Source organism: Arthrobacter sp. PGP41, from assembly GCF_002953935.1.
Classification (GTDB): domain Bacteria; phylum Actinomycetota; class Actinomycetes; order Actinomycetales; family Micrococcaceae; genus Arthrobacter.
Window position 1 is genome coordinate 1,888,734 of sequence record NZ_CP026514.1, and the last position, 15,392, is coordinate 1,904,125.

General features: G+C 62.8%; 13 protein-coding genes. 11 read left to right on the forward strand and 2 right to left on the reverse strand.

Features of this window, described 5'->3' with window-relative positions:
* The first annotated feature begins 16 nt into the window (after nt 1-16).
* The 5 genes from C3B78_RS08565 (at nt 17) to C3B78_RS08585 (ending at nt 5,396) form a co-directional block, all read left to right on the forward strand.
* Nucleotides 17-1,207: an acetyl-CoA C-acetyltransferase gene (locus C3B78_RS08565; RefSeq protein WP_104997690.1), complete on the forward strand. Its 1,191-nt coding sequence runs from the start codon at nt 17-19 to the stop codon at nt 1,205-1,207.
* 24 nt (nt 1,208-1,231) lie between these two features.
* Nucleotides 1,232-1,840 carry a nuclear transport factor 2 family protein gene (locus C3B78_RS08570; RefSeq protein ID WP_158677218.1) on the forward strand — a complete coding sequence of 203 codons (609 nt, stop codon included), beginning with the start codon at nt 1,232-1,234 and terminating at the stop codon, nt 1,838-1,840.
* Nucleotides 1,833-2,753 (forward strand): SDR family NAD(P)-dependent oxidoreductase, encoded by a 921-nt coding sequence (locus tag C3B78_RS08575; RefSeq protein ID WP_158677219.1) that lies wholly within the window; start codon nt 1,833-1,835, stop codon nt 2,751-2,753. The genes C3B78_RS08570 and C3B78_RS08575 overlap by 8 nt, the downstream gene beginning before the upstream one ends.
* Complete coding sequence (locus C3B78_RS08580; RefSeq protein ID WP_157238383.1) at nt 2,750-4,372, forward strand: FAD-dependent monooxygenase; 1,623 nt, start codon at nt 2,750-2,752, stop codon at nt 4,370-4,372. Before C3B78_RS08575 ends, C3B78_RS08580 begins: the two co-directional genes overlap by 4 nt.
* A 208-nt stretch (nt 4,373-4,580) precedes the next feature.
* On the forward strand, nt 4,581-5,396 hold the full coding sequence (locus tag C3B78_RS08585; RefSeq protein WP_104997694.1) for an enoyl-CoA hydratase/isomerase family protein: 816 nt from the start codon (nt 4,581-4,583) through the stop codon (nt 5,394-5,396).
* A gap of 168 nt (nt 5,397-5,564) precedes the next feature.
* On the opposite strand, the gene C3B78_RS08590 is transcribed toward C3B78_RS08585, so the two are convergent.
* A complete protein-coding gene (locus C3B78_RS08590; RefSeq protein WP_104187860.1) occupies nt 5,565-6,440 on the reverse strand; it encodes an isocitrate lyase/PEP mutase family protein in 876 nt (291 codons plus the stop codon).
* 172 nt (nt 6,441-6,612) lie between these two features.
* On the opposite strand from C3B78_RS08590, the gene C3B78_RS08595 reads away from it, so the two are divergent.
* The 3 genes from C3B78_RS08595 (at nt 6,613) to C3B78_RS08605 (ending at nt 10,553) form a co-directional block, all read left to right on the forward strand.
* Nucleotides 6,613-7,449 carry a crotonase/enoyl-CoA hydratase family protein gene (locus C3B78_RS08595; protein WP_104997695.1) on the forward strand — a complete coding sequence of 279 codons (837 nt, stop codon included), beginning with the start codon at nt 6,613-6,615 and terminating at the stop codon, nt 7,447-7,449.
* Nucleotides 7,450-7,693: 244 nt separating this feature from the next.
* Nucleotides 7,694-8,950 (forward strand): M24 family metallopeptidase, encoded by a 1,257-nt coding sequence (locus C3B78_RS08600; protein ID WP_104997696.1) that lies wholly within the window; start codon nt 7,694-7,696, stop codon nt 8,948-8,950.
* Nucleotides 8,907-10,553 (forward strand): CocE/NonD family hydrolase, encoded by a 1,647-nt coding sequence (locus C3B78_RS08605; protein ID WP_158677220.1) that lies wholly within the window; start codon nt 8,907-8,909, stop codon nt 10,551-10,553. Before C3B78_RS08600 ends, C3B78_RS08605 begins: the two co-directional genes overlap by 44 nt.
* Here the strand turns inward: C3B78_RS08605 and C3B78_RS08610 are convergent.
* Complete coding sequence (locus tag C3B78_RS08610) at nt 10,539-11,360, reverse strand: IclR family transcriptional regulator (protein WP_104997698.1); 822 nt, start codon at nt 11,358-11,360, stop codon at nt 10,539-10,541. The genes C3B78_RS08605 and C3B78_RS08610 overlap by 15 nt on opposite strands.
* 119 nt (nt 11,361-11,479) lie before the next feature.
* Between C3B78_RS08610 and C3B78_RS08615 the strand changes: the two genes are divergently transcribed.
* Genes C3B78_RS08615 through C3B78_RS08625 form a run of 3 tightly spaced genes read left to right on the forward strand, consistent with a single transcriptional unit; the run spans nt 11,480 to nt 15,348 of the window.
* On the forward strand, nt 11,480-12,076 hold the full coding sequence (locus C3B78_RS08615; RefSeq protein WP_104997699.1) for a VOC family protein: 597 nt from the start codon (nt 11,480-11,482) through the stop codon (nt 12,074-12,076).
* A complete protein-coding gene (locus C3B78_RS08620) occupies nt 12,077-14,203 on the forward strand; it encodes an acetate--CoA ligase family protein (protein WP_104997700.1) in 2,127 nt (708 codons plus the stop codon).
* Nucleotides 14,200-15,348, forward strand: a complete 1,149-nt coding sequence (locus tag C3B78_RS08625) for an FAS1-like dehydratase domain-containing protein (RefSeq protein ID WP_104997701.1) — start codon at nt 14,200-14,202, stop codon at nt 15,346-15,348. Before C3B78_RS08620 ends, C3B78_RS08625 begins: the two co-directional genes overlap by 4 nt.
* Nucleotides 15,349-15,392 lie beyond the last annotated feature (44 nt).

The following is a 15,392-nucleotide window of genomic DNA, read 5'->3' on the forward strand; positions in this document are numbered from 1 at the left end:
AGGCCAAGGAGCAGTAGTGAACCTCAAAGAAGATGTAGTCATCGTCGGGGCTGCCCGGACTCCCCAGGGCCGGATGATGGGCCAGCTCGCCACGGTTTCCGCCGTCGAGCTCGGCGGGGTTGCAATCGCTGCCGCTTTGGACAGGGCAGGCATTAGTGCTGATGCTGTTGACGCCGTTGTCATGGGCCATGTGATCCAGGCAGGGGCCGGCCAGAACCCTGCACGGCAGGCAGCGGTAGCCGGGGGGATACCGCTGAGTGCCCACGCCGTCACCGTGAATAAGGTGTGCCTGTCCGGGCTGAGCGCGATCATCGAAGCCAGCCGGCTGCTCCAGCTTGGAGAAGCGGAAGTGGTCATCGCAGGGGGACAGGAATCGATGAGTAATGCCCCGCACCTGCTTCGCGGTTCCCGGGCAGGGCATCTCTACGGGGATGCAGTGCTGACAGACGCCCTTGCCCGCGACGGACTCACCGATGCCTTCGACCAAGAGTCAATGGGCCTCAACACTGATCGTGCCAATGACTTGCTCGGCATCGGACGGGCCGAGCAGGACAAGGCCGCTGCAGACTCCCACCGGCGGGCAGCAGCGGCCCAAGGTTCAGGGTACTTCGATAAGGAAATAGTTCCGGTCAAAGTGCCGCGTCGCCGGGGAGGGCCTGAACTGGCAGGCAGCGACGAGGGCGTCCGGCCGGACAGCAATGAGGAGTCCCTCAGCAAACTTCGCCCGGCGTTCTCCCCCGCGGGTACCGTCACGGCCGGCAACGCCTCACCGCTCACGGATGGCGCTGCCGCCGTCGTCCTGACCACGCGCGGCTATGCGGAAGCCCACGGCTTAGAGGTCGTGGCGGTACTAGGGGCCCACGGTCAGATCGCCGGCCCCGACACATCACTGCCGGACAAACCAGCCCAGGCCATAGCGAAGGCGCTTGGAGCCGCAGGTTGGACTGCGGGGGAGCTGGACCTCGTGGAGATCAACGAAGCGTTCGCTTCCGTGGCGCTCCACTCGGCGGCGCAGCTCGGAATTGGGATGGACAGGGTCAACGTCAACGGCGGTGCCATTGCTCTCGGACACCCCATCGGCGCCTCGGGGGCACGAGTCGTCGTCTCGGCCGTGTACGAACTCCAACGCCGCGGAAGGGGCAAGGCCGTGGTGGCCCTCTGCGGTGGAGGCGGGCAGGGCGAGGCACTGCTCCTGTCCCTGAGCTGATAGATGACTGAAGTATTTGAGCTCATGAAGGAGGCTGCGTCGAAAAACGGCAACACGGCGGACTGGGCCGCCGAACTGCAGCAACTTCGGGTCCTTGTTGCCAAGCAGGAGTTGAACGAGAACATGATCCGCTATTGCCGGGGCATGGACCGCAAGGACCTTGACCTGGTGAAGTCCACCTACTGGCCTGAAGCGACTGAAGATCATGGCATGTTCGTGGGCCTGTCCCATGATTTCTGCGACTGGGCGTATTCCATGCGGCGGGAGTCCGCCCACAAGGCCAGTCACTACGTAACCAACATACTCATTGAATTGAACGGCAACCAGGCCAGGCGTGAAACGGCGTTTATCTACCTGGCCATACCGGCCGACGGCGGCCCTACCGACCTTCTTTTGGGCCGTTACCGGGATCTGTGCGAGCGGCGCCAGGGGGAGTGGAAGGTGCTCGCGAGGACTTGCGTGTGGGACGGGGCGCAAAGACTCGCTCCGGAAGCGGACGTCGCCGAGCTGTTCGGCATTCCGCCCACGTCCAACTTCGGCGACCGCTATCCGCACGACCCGACCTATGCCACGGATTGGGGAAAAGCAGCCCCGGTCCAGACTACGAATGCAAAGGAGCATCTTAATGACTAGCGATCAAATCCTCGCTGGAAAGCACGTCCTCATTACCGGCGCCGGCCGCGGACTCGGCGAGGCGTATGCACGCGCAGCCGCAGCGGAAGGCGCCCGAGTGGTTGTCTCCGACATCAATGCCGCAAGCGCCGAGGCCGTGGCGGAGTCAATCAACCGCGAGGGCGGCGAAGCATTAGCCGTCGCGGCGGACGTCACCGATTGGGACAGTTGCCAGCGGCTGGTCGCTGCTGCGGTGGAGCGCTTCGGGAAGCTGGACGGCCTGGTCAACAACGCCGGCTACCTGGAGACCGTGACTGCCGGGCAGGAGACCCACGAGCACATTCGCCGCCACGTCGACATCAACGTCTGCGGTACTTACTTCATGTCAGTCCACGGTCTCGCAGCCATGGAGGGAAAGGGGTCGATTGTCAACGTGACCTCGGGCGCGGTTGTGGGTCTTCGGATGATGAGCGCCTATGCCGCAGCCAAGGCGGCGATCGCCTCCTTGACCTTCGCTTGGGCCACCGAGTTCGGCGCCGAAGGTGGAGAAATCCGGGTCAACGCCATGGCGCCCCACGCCGACACACCGATGATGACGGCAGGAACCGAGGCGTACACGAAATTCTTTGGCGGAAACCCTGTTGCGCCGCCGCCTTCCACGAACGCTCCAGTGGTTCTCTATCTCCTGTCCGATCTCAGCAAGGGAGTAAACGGCCAGGTAGTCCGCTTTGCGAACGGGCATGACCTGATGCTGCTGTCGCACCCCGCCATCGTCGACTCCGCCCTCACCCGCGAGACATGGACGCCCCTTGATGTCAGCGCGGCGTTCGATGATGTGCTGCGCTCCAGGATGCAGCCGTGCGGCCAACTGACGTACATGGACTCCCGCAGCACAGAGCCCGAACTGACGGAGTTTGCAGGAGTCAGCCAGTGAACCAGCGGAACGAACCCGCGAAGCGCAGCGTCGACGTCGTGATTATTGGAGCCGGTCCGGTCGGGCTTTCGGCGGCGATCCTTCTGGGACGGTTCGGCGTCGACACGCTCGTGGTCGAGCGACGGACCGAGCGGTCGCGCCACCCCAGGTCCCGGGCGGTCAGTTGCCGCACCATGGAGGTATTTCGCGAGCTAGGCCTCACCGAAGAAGTGCGGGCAGCGGCGCTTCCCGGTGGACCACGCCGCCTGCTCGGAAGCGATGCCGTATCACCGTGGCGCTCAGTCGTCACCAGCAACGCGCATGCGAGTGGACCCGCGGACACCAGCCTCGGTCCGGAGACGCTGGACGTAGTTCTGTGCTCCCAGGACGCGCTTGAGCCGATCCTCGTTGACGCGGCGCAGGCCGAGGACAGCGTCACCCTCCAGTTCGGCAAGACTGTGTCGACGGTGAACGACACAGGGGCAGAGGTTCTCGTGTCCATCACCAGTGACAAGGGCCCCGAAGTCGTCGCCGCAAAGTATGTGATCGCAGCCGACGGCGCCGCCAGCCAGGTGCGCACCGCCTTGGGGATCGGGAGCACCGGGGATCAGGACCTGCAGACAGCGGTGAGTGTGCTGTTCCGGTCGCCTGTCATCCAGCGACGCACGGGCGACCCGTCCAGCTTCATCTATCTCGATAATCCGGACACGATCGGGGCTGTGGTGATCGCTCCCGTGGACGCGACCGACCGCGTGGCGATGCTGGGCCGCCCACTGGTCATGGACAGGATGCCCTTCGAAGACATCGACTGGACGACGCAAATACGCGACGCGATCGGGGATCCCGATGAGTCGGTGGAATTGATGGACGCCCGGACCTGGACCGTGGGCGCCTGGGTGGCCGACCGCTACCAGTCCGGCCGGATCCTGCTCGCCGGAGACGCGGTGCACGTCATGCCTCCTTACGGCGGGTTCAACCAGAACACCGGCATCCAGGACGTCCACAACATCGCATGGAAGCTGGCAGCCGTCCTCAAGGGCTGGGCGGATCCCGCCCTCCTGGAGACCTACGAAGTGGAGCGGCGGCCAGTCGCAGTGTTCAACATGGCCGAAGCTGTTCGCAACTTCCGCTCCATTGTTGGCAACGCCGATGAAGGCCCGCGCTCCTTCCGGCCGGAAAACTTCGTACACCCCGGCCTGGACATCGGATTCCGCTATGACCGGGGAGCGGTTGCCGGAGCCACGTCACCCGATGCCGGCTGGCCCGTGGGAACGTTCACCCCCACTGCTGCCGTGGGTGAACGCGCACCGCATGTCTGGCTTAACGCCGAGGCCACTGTCTCCACGCTTGACCTGTTCGGACGTGAACTAACCATTCTTGCGCGCCCCAATTCGGAGCCTGCACGGGAGGCGGCGCGGCGGGCAGAGATCCACGGCATTCCCTACAGCTCGGTGACCTTCGGGCACTTGGGGGACTTCGTTGCTGCCGAGGCTGAGTGGGCGGCCGCTTACCGCGTTAACGGGGACGAAGCCATCCTTGTACGGCCCGACGGTCACGTACTTGCCCGCTTGGACGGCAGCGACCCCGGCGCTGCCGAGCGTGCACTGCTTGCATACGCTGGCCGGACGACCGCTGCATGATCCCGGGAGAGCTCGACCTGCCGCCGCCGGGAGGTTGAGGGCACCGCACGAACACACCGCTATTCCTGGCGCAGTTTTTCCATCTCTACTATTGAGAACTCGCGCTATTTGTATATATGGTTCATATTACGAGAGTACGGTCAGTGGCCGGACAAGTCGTGATGTAGCCGCAACTCATCGCCCAATCACAGAAATAAGGAGATTCACGATGGCGTGGATAACGTTTGATGACTACAAGGACAAGTACCAGCACATCAAACTGGAACGAGATGAAGACGGCATTCTGCTTGTCACGTTCCACACGGATGGCAGCGACGTGGTCTGGGGTGTAGGAGTCCATGACAATGTTTCATCGCTTTGGGATGACATCAGCAGGGACCGGGGCAACCGCGTTGTCATCATCACCGGGGCGGGCGACACCTTCATCGACAAGGAAGCCCCAATTGAAAACAAGAACTGGGTCACGCCCGAAATCTGGCTCGGCCTCCATCACGACGCCAAGCGCCTTGTGCTGGGCCACCTCGACATCGAAGTCCCGATGATCGCCGCAGTGAACGGTCCCGCAAGGTATCACAACGAGCAGGCGCTGCTCTGCGACATCGTCATCGCTTCCGAGGATGCCGTATTCGCCGATCATGCACACTTCTCCCAGGGAAACATTCCCGGCGACGGGATGCAGATTATCTGGCCGCTGGTTATTGGTTTGAACCGCGGTCGGTACTTCCACCTCACCGGACAGGAGATCACTGCGCAGCAGGCCTACGAATGGGGTGCCGTGAACGAAGTGGTGCCCAAGGATCAGGTAGTTGCGAGGGCATACGAACTCGCACGGATGCTGGCTGCGAAGCCTACGCTGACGCTGCGTTCCACCCGGATGCTGATGGTGAACGAGCTCAAGAAGACCATGAATGACGCGGTCAGCCACGGAATGATGACCGAAGGTCTTGTTGCCATGGGCGAAGGCTGGAATCCGACTCCGCTCACCGGACCGGAACTCGCCGCGGGCGTCAAGACTCCCGCCTGACGCAAACGGAAGCGCCGACGACTTGAGATGTCGTCGGCGCTTTCTGCTCTTGTTTAGCTGCGCTGACCAAGGGCGTGGGATGTTCGCCACGCGAATCGCTGTAAACAACGAAACCGTTCCTGGCAGGAACCAAAGCCCGGCCGGGAACGGTTGCGTCTGAAAGATCTGTCAGGAATAACCGAAGTGGCGGGCACGGCGGGCCCACTCTGCCGCATCGATTGCTTCCATGATGGGCAGGTAGGCGCCGCCTTCTGCTTCACCCTCGAGCAACTCACCACGCGCCAGGAGGGACAGGTTCTCGCGGAAGCCTGCCACGGCCCCGTTCACGGTGTTGATGACCAGCAGCATCTTCACGCCGGCGTCTTCGAGTTCCTGGCGCTCCTCTAGGGTTGGATTCTTCACGGTCACCATGACGTACTTGCCAGGGACGACTGCCGAGAGCTTGGGCAAGTCGAGAAGGGGATAGCCGCACGGATAGAGCATGTCTGCGCCGGCGGCAGAATAAGCAGCCATGCGCTCAGCGAGATTGTCGAAGCCAAAGCGGCTGGCATCCGAGCGGGCAACGATCACCGTGTCCGGGGACGTCCGGGCTTCCACGCAGGCACGGATGATGTTGCTCATCTCCTCGACGCTGCGAAGTTTGAGTTGCGGCTTCCAGCGCTCTCCGCCGTCTTTGGGTGTCCAAAAGTGCTTCGTTGCGGGCACCATGTCTTCGACGAGCAGGGCTGCGACGCCGGCTTGCTCGGCAAGCTGGACGCCGCGGAAGGCTTGGAGAGGTGATCCTCCTGCATCATCGAAGTCGAGAATGAGTGGCAGATCGGTGATTGCCGTGATGCGCCTGCCGGCCTCGATGAGTTCGCCCTGGGAAATAAAGCCGTTATCCGGCACCCCGTAGTGGAAGTTGGAGTAGGTGCCGCCGGCGATGAGCACGACGTCGAAGCCGGCTTGCTCAATCATCTTCGCCGAGAGTGCATCGTAGGCTCCCGGCGCGATGATCATTTTGGAGTCCGCAAGCAGTTCCCGGAGTCTTTGTGCGGGTTTCATGGGCTTTTCCCTTCTTTTCGTCGGAGTTTATGGCTACGACGGGAAAGAGTTTTCGCGGAACGTAGCGGTGTTACTATCGTATCACGCTAACTACATTCACTATTTGAAATATGCCAACAAGGGAGTCAGCACCGTGTTGCTCTCTCCTCATCAAACGATCCAAAGGAAGACCATGCAACAGACCAAGCCCCAAGAGGCAGTAAGCAACAACACCAATGAACCGAGCGTTCACGTCAGCAACTCCGGAGGAGTTCGCGTCATAACGATCACCCGTCCGCACAAGCGCAACGCGATTGACCGGCCCACCGCCCTCGCGCTTGCGGCCGCGTTCGATGAATTTGATGCCGATGATTCTGCCAGCATCGCCATCCTCACCGGTGCAGGCGGATATTTCTCGGCCGGCGCCGACCTCGTATCGGTTGCAGCAGGGGATGTCCCGGTCATCGACGGACGCGGCTTCGCCGGCATCACCCGCCGGCCGCCGGTGAAACCTGTCATTGCCGCCGTCGAGGGCTACGCCTACGCGGGAGGATTTGAGCTTGCCCTTGCATGCGACTTGATCGTCGCCAGCTCAACGGCGTCGTTTGCCCTGCCCGAGGTAAAACGGGGACTCATCGCAGCCGGCGGCGGGCTGCTCCGCCTGCCGGACCGTATGCCCTATCACATCGCAATGGAACTGGCGCTGCTGGGGGAGCCCATCACTGCGGCACGCCTCGCCGAGCTCGGCCTCATCAACAGGCTGACGGACCCGGGCAAAGCGCTCGACACCGCGCTCGAACTCGCCGGGAAAATCCAGCTCAACGGCCCCGTGGCAATGAAGACCGCCAAGCGCATCATTACGGAGTCGCGGTATGCGGCGGCGGAGGCGCGCTTCGCTGCCCAGGAAGAAATCGTTGCTCCCTTGCGAAGCGGACCGGAAGCACGTGAGGGCGCCCTGGCTTTCGTGGAACGGCGCGACCCGGCATGGGTTGCCGCTGCACAGGCAACGCGGGCCACTGAAGCACCGTAATCAGTATTCTGGCATGGCTTCCTACGTCATTGGCGTCCTATGCCGTGTCGCTCAAGGTCCGCCGGCTCTTAGCGTTATCTCAGAACAAACGTCGGATGATCACTGACAACGGATATCCGGTGGGCTTCCCGAACTTCTACGGGACGCCCGTGGCTCCCGGAAGGCCCGACCGCATCGCCGCGGACGACGCCTCGATAGCCGCGGGACCACCGTTCAGCACAAAAAATGAAAGGCCAAGGCAACGATGCCCGAAAACCACCAGAAATTGCACTTCGGACCGGCGCGTACAGAACTGCACGTAGGCGTTGATCTCGACCGGATGCGCCGTGAACGCGCTGACCGTATGCGGGCACTGATGCGTTCGAAGGGCATACCGGCGCTGCTGCTCACTGGCGCGGACAATGTGCGTTATCTGACGGGTTTTTGGTGGGGGGAATTCTCGCTCCAGGTCGGCTACGCACTGTTCTTCGCAGACGACGAACCAATCGTGTTCGCGCCGGCGGGATCACTCCAGCAAATGCCCGACCAGGCTCCCTGGATCAAGCACTGGCGCCCAGCCATCTCCTGGCTTGGCGGTGTGGCGCCCAGTTCTGCCATTGCCGAACTGTCAGCTGTTTTCGCGGCACAGATTCGCGATGAGCTCGCCGCACGTTCCCTCGCGGGCGAGCGTCTCGCAGTCAGCGAAATCGATGAGCCAGGCATGAATGCGCTGGCCGATGCCGGAATCGAGACGATCCCCGGGCTCCCGCTGCTGCTCGAATGCTCAACGATCAAGACAGCTGACGAAATTTCCTGTATCTCGATGGCAGCGAGCTTGAGCACTGCAGGCTTCGAGGCGACACGGGCCGCGTTGCGGCCCGGAACCAAGCAGGCCCAGATTGCCTTGATGGCCCGCCGCGCCATCGAAGATGCCGGCGCGGAAGTGGGGGCTGCCCGTCTGCTCTCCGGTCCGCTGTCATTCCCCCGGGGGATCAGCGGCGGAGACCGCATCGTTGAGCATGGCGATCTCGCGTACCTGCTCACCTGCGGAACTTCCTACATGGGGTACACGGCGTGCCTCTACCGCCAGTACGTCGTCGGCCGCGCTCCCACCTCAGCCGAGCGCTCCTCCTACACGAAGCTGACGGACCGCCTGGATCTGGCCATGTCGCTCATGAAACCAGGCGCCAGCACGGCTGACGTGGCCGCCGTACTTGCACCCGCGGAAGACCTCGGCTTTCCGTCCGAGGCGGAATGCTTCAGCATCGAACTCGGACACGGGATCGGCCTCGTCAACGCAGGATCGCGGGCAATCCACTACAACCCGCCGACTATCACGCGCTCGTGGTCACTTGCCCATCCTGAGGAGATCAAAGAAGGCATGGTCATTGCCATCGAAGGGATCGAAGGGGAGCACCGGGTGGGAGGTGTACGTCTCGAGAACCTCGTTGTCGTCACGGCCAACGGTGCGGAACTGCTTGACCACTACCCGCGCCTCGACATGGTCCAAACCGCCGGGTGAGCATCCCAGCCGATGTGGAAGCAACACAGCGAAGGTTGCCATGAAGCTCATAGTTGAAAAGCATGTCCCTATCAAAATGCGCGACGGCGTTACTCTCTCCGCAGATGTGTATCGGCCAAGTGAGGGGGAACCCCGCTCCACAGTGCTGATACGGACGCCTTACTGCAAAGATGACCCAGCACATGCCAACACGTGGATTAACGTTTTGCGCGCCGTGGAGTGCGGATGGGTGGTGGTGGTTCAGGACGTACGGGGACGGTTCCGGAGCGAAGGCCAGTTCGTGCCTTTTGTGAATGAAGCCGACGATGGTGTGGACACTATCCAATGGGTACGTGAACAGTTATGGTCCGACGGCAACGTGGGTATGGTGGGCGGCTCGTACGTAGGTCTCAGCCAATGGTTGGCGGCAGCGACGAACCCTGAAGGCCTCATTGGCATCGTTCCCGCTGTGACCGCTGACGACGTCCATTCCGGCTGGCTTTATGAGGATGACAACGTCGTGTTGGGATTCCTTGCACACTGGGTATCAGTTCTCCTGGCGAGCAGCCGAATCGATGAGGAAAGCCGGCCGCGGATCGCAGCCTTGGAGCGGAACGTCGCAGAGGTGCGCATCCGCACCTTCCACCAACTGCTCGAGGAGGCCGGTGATTTCGCGCCCTATCTGCAGGACTGGCGGGATAGAAGCCGTTCCCTGGTGGATCCCGAGCTGGCCGGGCGGGTTGAAGTGCCAGCTTTCGTCATCGGAGGATGGTTCGACATTTTCCTTCCGGGAACGGTAGCCAGTTTTGTCCGCCGGGAGGCCGCCGGCACGAGGAACGCCCATGATCGACTCCTGATAGGACCTTGGGCGCATGGCCTGATGGGCGGCTGGTTCCCGGCCCACTCGTTCGGGCCGGCATCTTCGTTCGACAGCCTTGACCCGACGTCGCTCCAACTTGGTTGGCTGGAGGAAGTGCGTGATGGGCGCAACCACTCTGAGCATCCTGTGACTGTTTTCTCCATGGGAGCTGATGAATGGCGGTGCTTCTCAAGCTGGCCGCCTGAGGGCGCCGAGCGGGTGCAACTTCGACTGCGCCCCAGCAACACAGAGGATCCCACGGCCATCATGGCTGCCCGGACGGCGTCGTCAGTGGATTCCCCCGTCCCGACGATCGGCGGGCGGACATTTTTCCCCGGCTACAAAGTGGGTGCGAACTCAGGTCCGCGCTTGTTGGAGGCATTGCATGCCCATAAGGACGTGCACGCCTTCGTTTCGGAGCCACTGGATGACGATATCGAAATCATGGGCACTGTTACGTGCCTTATCAAAGTGACCGCTGCTGGCCCGACGCCGGTCGTCGTCAAGCTGGCAACGCTCGACAGTACAGGTGCCCCTGAGTTGCTGTGCGAGGGATCGTCGTACAGCAGGACGGGCGATGGAAACGCGGAGTCAATCAGCGTGAATTTGGGTTCCACTTCGGTTCGCGTGGCGAAAGGCATGCGTTTGTGCGCCTACCTTGCCACGTCGGATTTCCCCCGCTTGGAGGACGGGCCCCGGACATCCTTGAACGTTTGTGCGGAGGAGGGGCCCGTACTGGAACTTGACGTATTAGGGCTGGGGTGAGTCGCCTTCTTCGTCGTCCAGGCGGCGGGCTTCCATCAGGGCATCGAGGCACTGCTGGAAGTGCTCCTCGTTGGTAAAGCGATGAAGCGGGACCGTAATCGACAATGCGGTGCGGGGGCGCTGCGATCCTTCGAAGATTGGAACTGCCATGCCACAGACGCCCAGGACGTATTCCTGGTGGTCCAGTGCGTAACCACGTGACCTGGTCAACTCAAGATCGGCCAGGAATTCAGGAAGGGTGGTGATCGTGTGTTCGGTTCGTCTGGTGAGTTCACCCTCGACGGAGCGGACCCGTTCCATTTGTAAATCCGGACCGAAGGCGAGGAGTGCCTTCCCGGAGGCGCGTGCATGGATGTCGCCGGAAACACCGACCCGCAGGTCGGCCACCCTGACGGCGTGGCTGCCTTCCTCCACGGCAACCACGGTGACGGTGCCTCCCTGCCATGCGGACAAGTAGGCGCTTTCGCCAGTCGCTTCAACCACCATTTTCAGGAGACGGAGTGCCAGCGGAGAGGGACGCCAGTCCTCTTCCACCCGCGAACTTAGATCCAGAATTTTCCCGGCAGCGAGCTTGTAGGTGCGCTCGTTACGTTCCAGGTAACCGGCATGTACAAGTGTCGCCAGCAAATGCGACGTCGTCGCAATGTGCAGGTTGACTGCGCTCGCGATCGACTGAGCCCGCATCGGCTCCTTCGACGCCGCAACGACATCAACGATGTTGAGCGCACGGGCAACCGACTGGACCAAGTCCTTCGGTGCTTCGGTGTCGGTGGACGTTTTAGCGGCTGTCTTAGCTGTACTTGCCATGCGGAAATCATACGCACATGGCGAAAGAAGGGCCACAAGGCCACGACAAGGGTCCCTGCCCGCAGGGGCAGCAGTTTATCCGTTGACAGCAGCCAGAAGGGTAGCGTAGTTATTACATTATGAAAGCAACTATCACAAAGAGAGAGTTCGGGGATGGTGGCAACGGTGCCACGCCCGGCGCCGCGAAGGACCTTGGAGGCCTCCCGGAGGTCCATTCCGCAGGTCCTGTTCCAATCGGAAGCGTGGGACAGGTGGGGATCCTCGTGTCGGACCTCGACGAGGCCATCGACTTGTACGGACGCGCCTTCGGCATCGAAGAGTGGAATTGTTACCACTACGACCAGGAGTTCATGCCCTGGTCGCGCTTTGGCGCCGAGGAAGGTGCTTTCGCGATGCGCCTCGCCATGGGCGGTTCCAATCCGCAGATCGAACTCATCCAGCCCTTGGCCGGCCCAAGCATCTACCACGAGTTCGCCGAGCAGGGCCGCACCGGCCTCCACCACCTGGGTGTATTCGTGGACAACCTGGATGCGGCGATCGCGCTTATGGAGGGAGCCGGCTACCGGGTTACCCAAACAGCGCGCGGTTATGGCCAGGGCGGCGATGGCGGATTCGCCTACTTTGACACCGACCGTGATCTCGGCGTGGTGGTCGAGGCAATAGAAATTCCGGCTACCCGAAGGCCGGCGACCGTGCGACGGACTGGAGGAATGTAAATGTTGGAGAGCAAGACTGTTTTGAGCCCCGTGCGCATCGATAACCCGTTGAAGGCAGAGAGTGTAGCTGTGGTTGGTCCCTCCCGGGACCCCTGGAAGACCTCAGGGCGGACACTCGATTACCTATCCCGCCTCGGATTCGAGGGGCGGTACTACGCGGTCAGCAGCGTGCACAAGGAAGTGCTCGGTGTACCCACGGTGGAGACGCTCTCCGACCTCCCCGAGGTGCCCGACGTCGCCGTCCTCGTGGGGCCCGCCGACAGGGTCATCGAGGATCTGCGCGAATGCGTCGCGCTTGGCGTCCCCTTCGCGGTCGCGTTCGCCGCCGGCTTCGGTGAAACCGGCCGGAATGACCGCGACGAGCTGCTCCGTGCGGAATTGGCTAAGGGCACTACCCGACTCATCGGCCCTAACTGCATCGGCTTCATGCACGTTGGCCGGTCACTGACCGCAACCTTCTCATCTGTCCTGCAACGTGGTGCAATTCCGGCCGGTCACGTGGCGATGTTCAGCCAGAGCGGCGGACTGGGAAACGCGCTCATGCAGTCCCTCGCCGCACGCGGCGCCAGCGGATTGAGCGCCTGGGCCAGCTCCGGGAACGAGATTTCGACGGGCTTTACCGACTGGGCGCAGTGGCTGGGCGCTGATCCGGACACGCATGTCCTCACCTGCATCGTCGAGAGCTTCAGCGCAAACGATGATCTCGAGGCCGCTGCAACCGCTGCGGGGGATCGCGGTATCCCGGTCATCATCCTGAAGCTGGGCCGGTCCACCCGCGGCGCGATGAGCGCCCAGTCCCATACCGGCAAACTCGCAGGCAGCGGCCGCGTCGCTCTAAGCGTCCTCCGCCACCGTTTCGGAATGGTGTGCACCTCGCCGGAGCAGCTCCTTGACCTGACCGAGACCTTCGACGTCTTCCACGGGCGGCTCTCCGGCCGCGACCAGGAGTTGACCGTAGTCACCACCTCCGGCGCCCAGGTAGGGCTTTGGAACGACCTGGCCGACGACCGCGGCCTGGCGTTCCGCGATCTTGAACCGGAAGCGCTCCACTCAATAGGCGAGGCGGTGGGCAGCAATCACCTCGGCAATCCCATCGACGTCGGAGTACAGTCCACAACTGCTGACTACCTGCGCATCGTTGAGCGGGTTCTCGCCACGACGTCCGGCGGATGGGTCATCGTGACGGCGACCCGGCTCGCGCACGACTTCGATGAGCTGGCGGCCGGCATCGCCGCGATGACCATCCCGGCGGAAGTTCGTGTCATGGTAGTCCCGCTGTCCGAGGACGACCGGGTCACCGCGGCCCAGGCCGGCATCCTGCGCAATGCAGGAGTTCTGTCCCTGCCCACAGCCGGACGGGCACTGGATGCCATCGCGGCCGCATCCTCCTGGTCGCAGGTCCAAAGCACCCGTGCCAACCGCGGCGAACTAGTGGGGGCGGCGCTGAAGGCGGTGACAACGGGCGGGATGTGCAACCTGACCTGGCACGAAGTGGCCGGATCCCTGGCTAAGTCCGGTGTTCCTGTACCGGCAAGCCGCGCCGTCCGTGATGTCGACGGCGTCGTCCGGGCTGCCGAGGAAATCGGCTTCCCTGTAGCGATCAAAATCGATGATGCAGAGATCCTTCACAAGGCCGACGCCGGAGGCGTCTTCATCGGCGTCAATGACTCCGACAGCGCCCGCGCGGCAGCCTCCCATCTCACATCCATCCAGGGGGAGGCCGCGACGATCTCCGTCCAGGCAATGGCGCCAGGGAAGACCGAAGTCCTCGTAGGGCTCCGGCGCGATCCCGAGTTCGGTCCAGTCCTCGTCATCGGCGCGGGAGGCGGTATGACTGAGGCGATTGACGATATCAGTGTCCTTCCGCTGCCGGTGTCCCGGCCCGAGGTCCGCCAAGCCATCTCTGACGCGCGAGTGGTGGCCACCAGCCTGCGCGGGGAGGCCGGCGGGAAGACCCTTGACGCGCTCACTACTACTGTGATGGACATTCTTGCCTGGGCGGAACAGCAGGGGAACATCCACGAATTTGAGTTCAATCCGATCCTCGCGGACCCGGCAACAGCAACCGTCACTGTCGTCGACGCCGTTGTGTCGGTCCACACCACCTCGGCAGGACCAACACCATGACCAGCGCCACTACCGGCGTGCCGGCAAAGCAGATCACCGATGAAGACGTGGCCTACATGAAGAGCTTCATTGGTGAGTCAGCCGTCGTTGTGCAATGGAACGAGGAGGCCAGCACCGACTCAATCCGCCACTACGCATGGGGGATCGGTGACGAGAACCCGCTGTGGCTGTCGGATTCGTACGCGCAGACAACGCGTCACGGCACCCGGATCGCACCCCCCACATTCCTCTACTCCGTGTGTGACGCCGAAGTCGCGATGGGGATGTCGGAGGGCATCCAGGCTATCCACCTTGATGCCGACCTCGACTTCCGCCGGCCGATACGCCTGGGCGAGCGGGTCCGCGCCCGCGCCTTCGTCGAAAACGTCCGTGAACGCGTGGGCCGCCGCTCCGGTCGCCTGGTGGAGCAGGTGGGGCGCACCGATTACTTCGTCGGTGAGGAACTTGTCGGGATCGTCCGCAATACGATCGTATGCGTGGCTCGAAGTTCCGAGGGCCAGCGCATGCACGAACCGCGCGACCCCCATGTCTACACGGACGAGGAAAAGGAACAGATCCGGGCCGCGATCCTGGCTGAGGAGATCCGCGGCCAGCGCACGCGCTTCGCGGAGACGGTGTCCGTCGGCGATGTTGTACCGCAGGTCGTCAAGGGTCCACTCGACCTCATCACCATGACCGCGTACTATGCCGGAGCGATCGGTACCGCCGGCTACCGCGGGGTCGAGACCCGCGTGCGCCAACAGGAGCGGGTGAGGAACGGGGACCCAAGCGCGCCGACGAACCTCGGTCCCGAGCACTTCCTCTCCGAGCCCTTCCCAAGCCTGGGGCACCAGGACGCCGCCATGGCGCACGCCATCGGCATGCCGGGAGCGTACGACAACGGCAATCAGCGCGTCTCGTGGATGGCACACTGCGTGACCAACTGGATGGGGGACGACGCGGATCTCGTATCGCTTTCGGTGCGCATCAAACAGCCCGGTGTCTTCGGTGACACCCAGTGGATCGGAGGCGAGGTCACCCGCGTGTTCCGGGACGAGGCCCACGGAGCGTGCGCTGAGGTCACGATGAAGGCCATCAATCAACTGGGTGTGGAGACCACGAGTGCCGTGGCGGTCGTCTCGCTGGCCGAGACCCGGAGCAGTTGACCCACGTCCGGTCGAAGCGTGAATAGCTGACGCATTTTCCCGCC

Coding starts and splice junctions, on each gene's coding strand:
- C3B78_RS08570 (WP_158677218.1), top strand. CDS start 1,232: ATGAAGGAGGCTGCGTCGAAAAACGGCAACACGGCGGACTGGGCCGCC.
- C3B78_RS08575 (WP_158677219.1), top strand. CDS start 1,833: ATGACTAGCGATCAAATCCTCGCTGGAAAGCACGTCCTCATTACCGGC.
- C3B78_RS08585 (WP_104997694.1), top strand. CDS start 4,581: ATGGCGTGGATAACGTTTGATGACTACAAGGACAAGTACCAGCACATC.
- C3B78_RS08590 (WP_104187860.1), bottom strand. CDS start 6,440: ATGAAACCCGCACAAAGACTCCGGGAACTGCTTGCGGACTCCAAAATG.
- C3B78_RS08595 (WP_104997695.1), top strand. CDS start 6,613: ATGCAACAGACCAAGCCCCAAGAGGCAGTAAGCAACAACACCAATGAA.
- C3B78_RS08600 (WP_104997696.1), top strand. CDS start 7,694: ATGCCCGAAAACCACCAGAAATTGCACTTCGGACCGGCGCGTACAGAA.
- C3B78_RS08610 (WP_104997698.1), bottom strand. CDS start 11,360: ATGGCAAGTACAGCTAAGACAGCCGCTAAAACGTCCACCGACACCGAA.
- C3B78_RS08615 (WP_104997699.1), top strand. CDS start 11,480: ATGAAAGCAACTATCACAAAGAGAGAGTTCGGGGATGGTGGCAACGGT.
- C3B78_RS08620 (WP_104997700.1), top strand. CDS start 12,077: ATGTTGGAGAGCAAGACTGTTTTGAGCCCCGTGCGCATCGATAACCCG.
- C3B78_RS08625 (WP_104997701.1), top strand. CDS start 14,200: ATGACCAGCGCCACTACCGGCGTGCCGGCAAAGCAGATCACCGATGAA.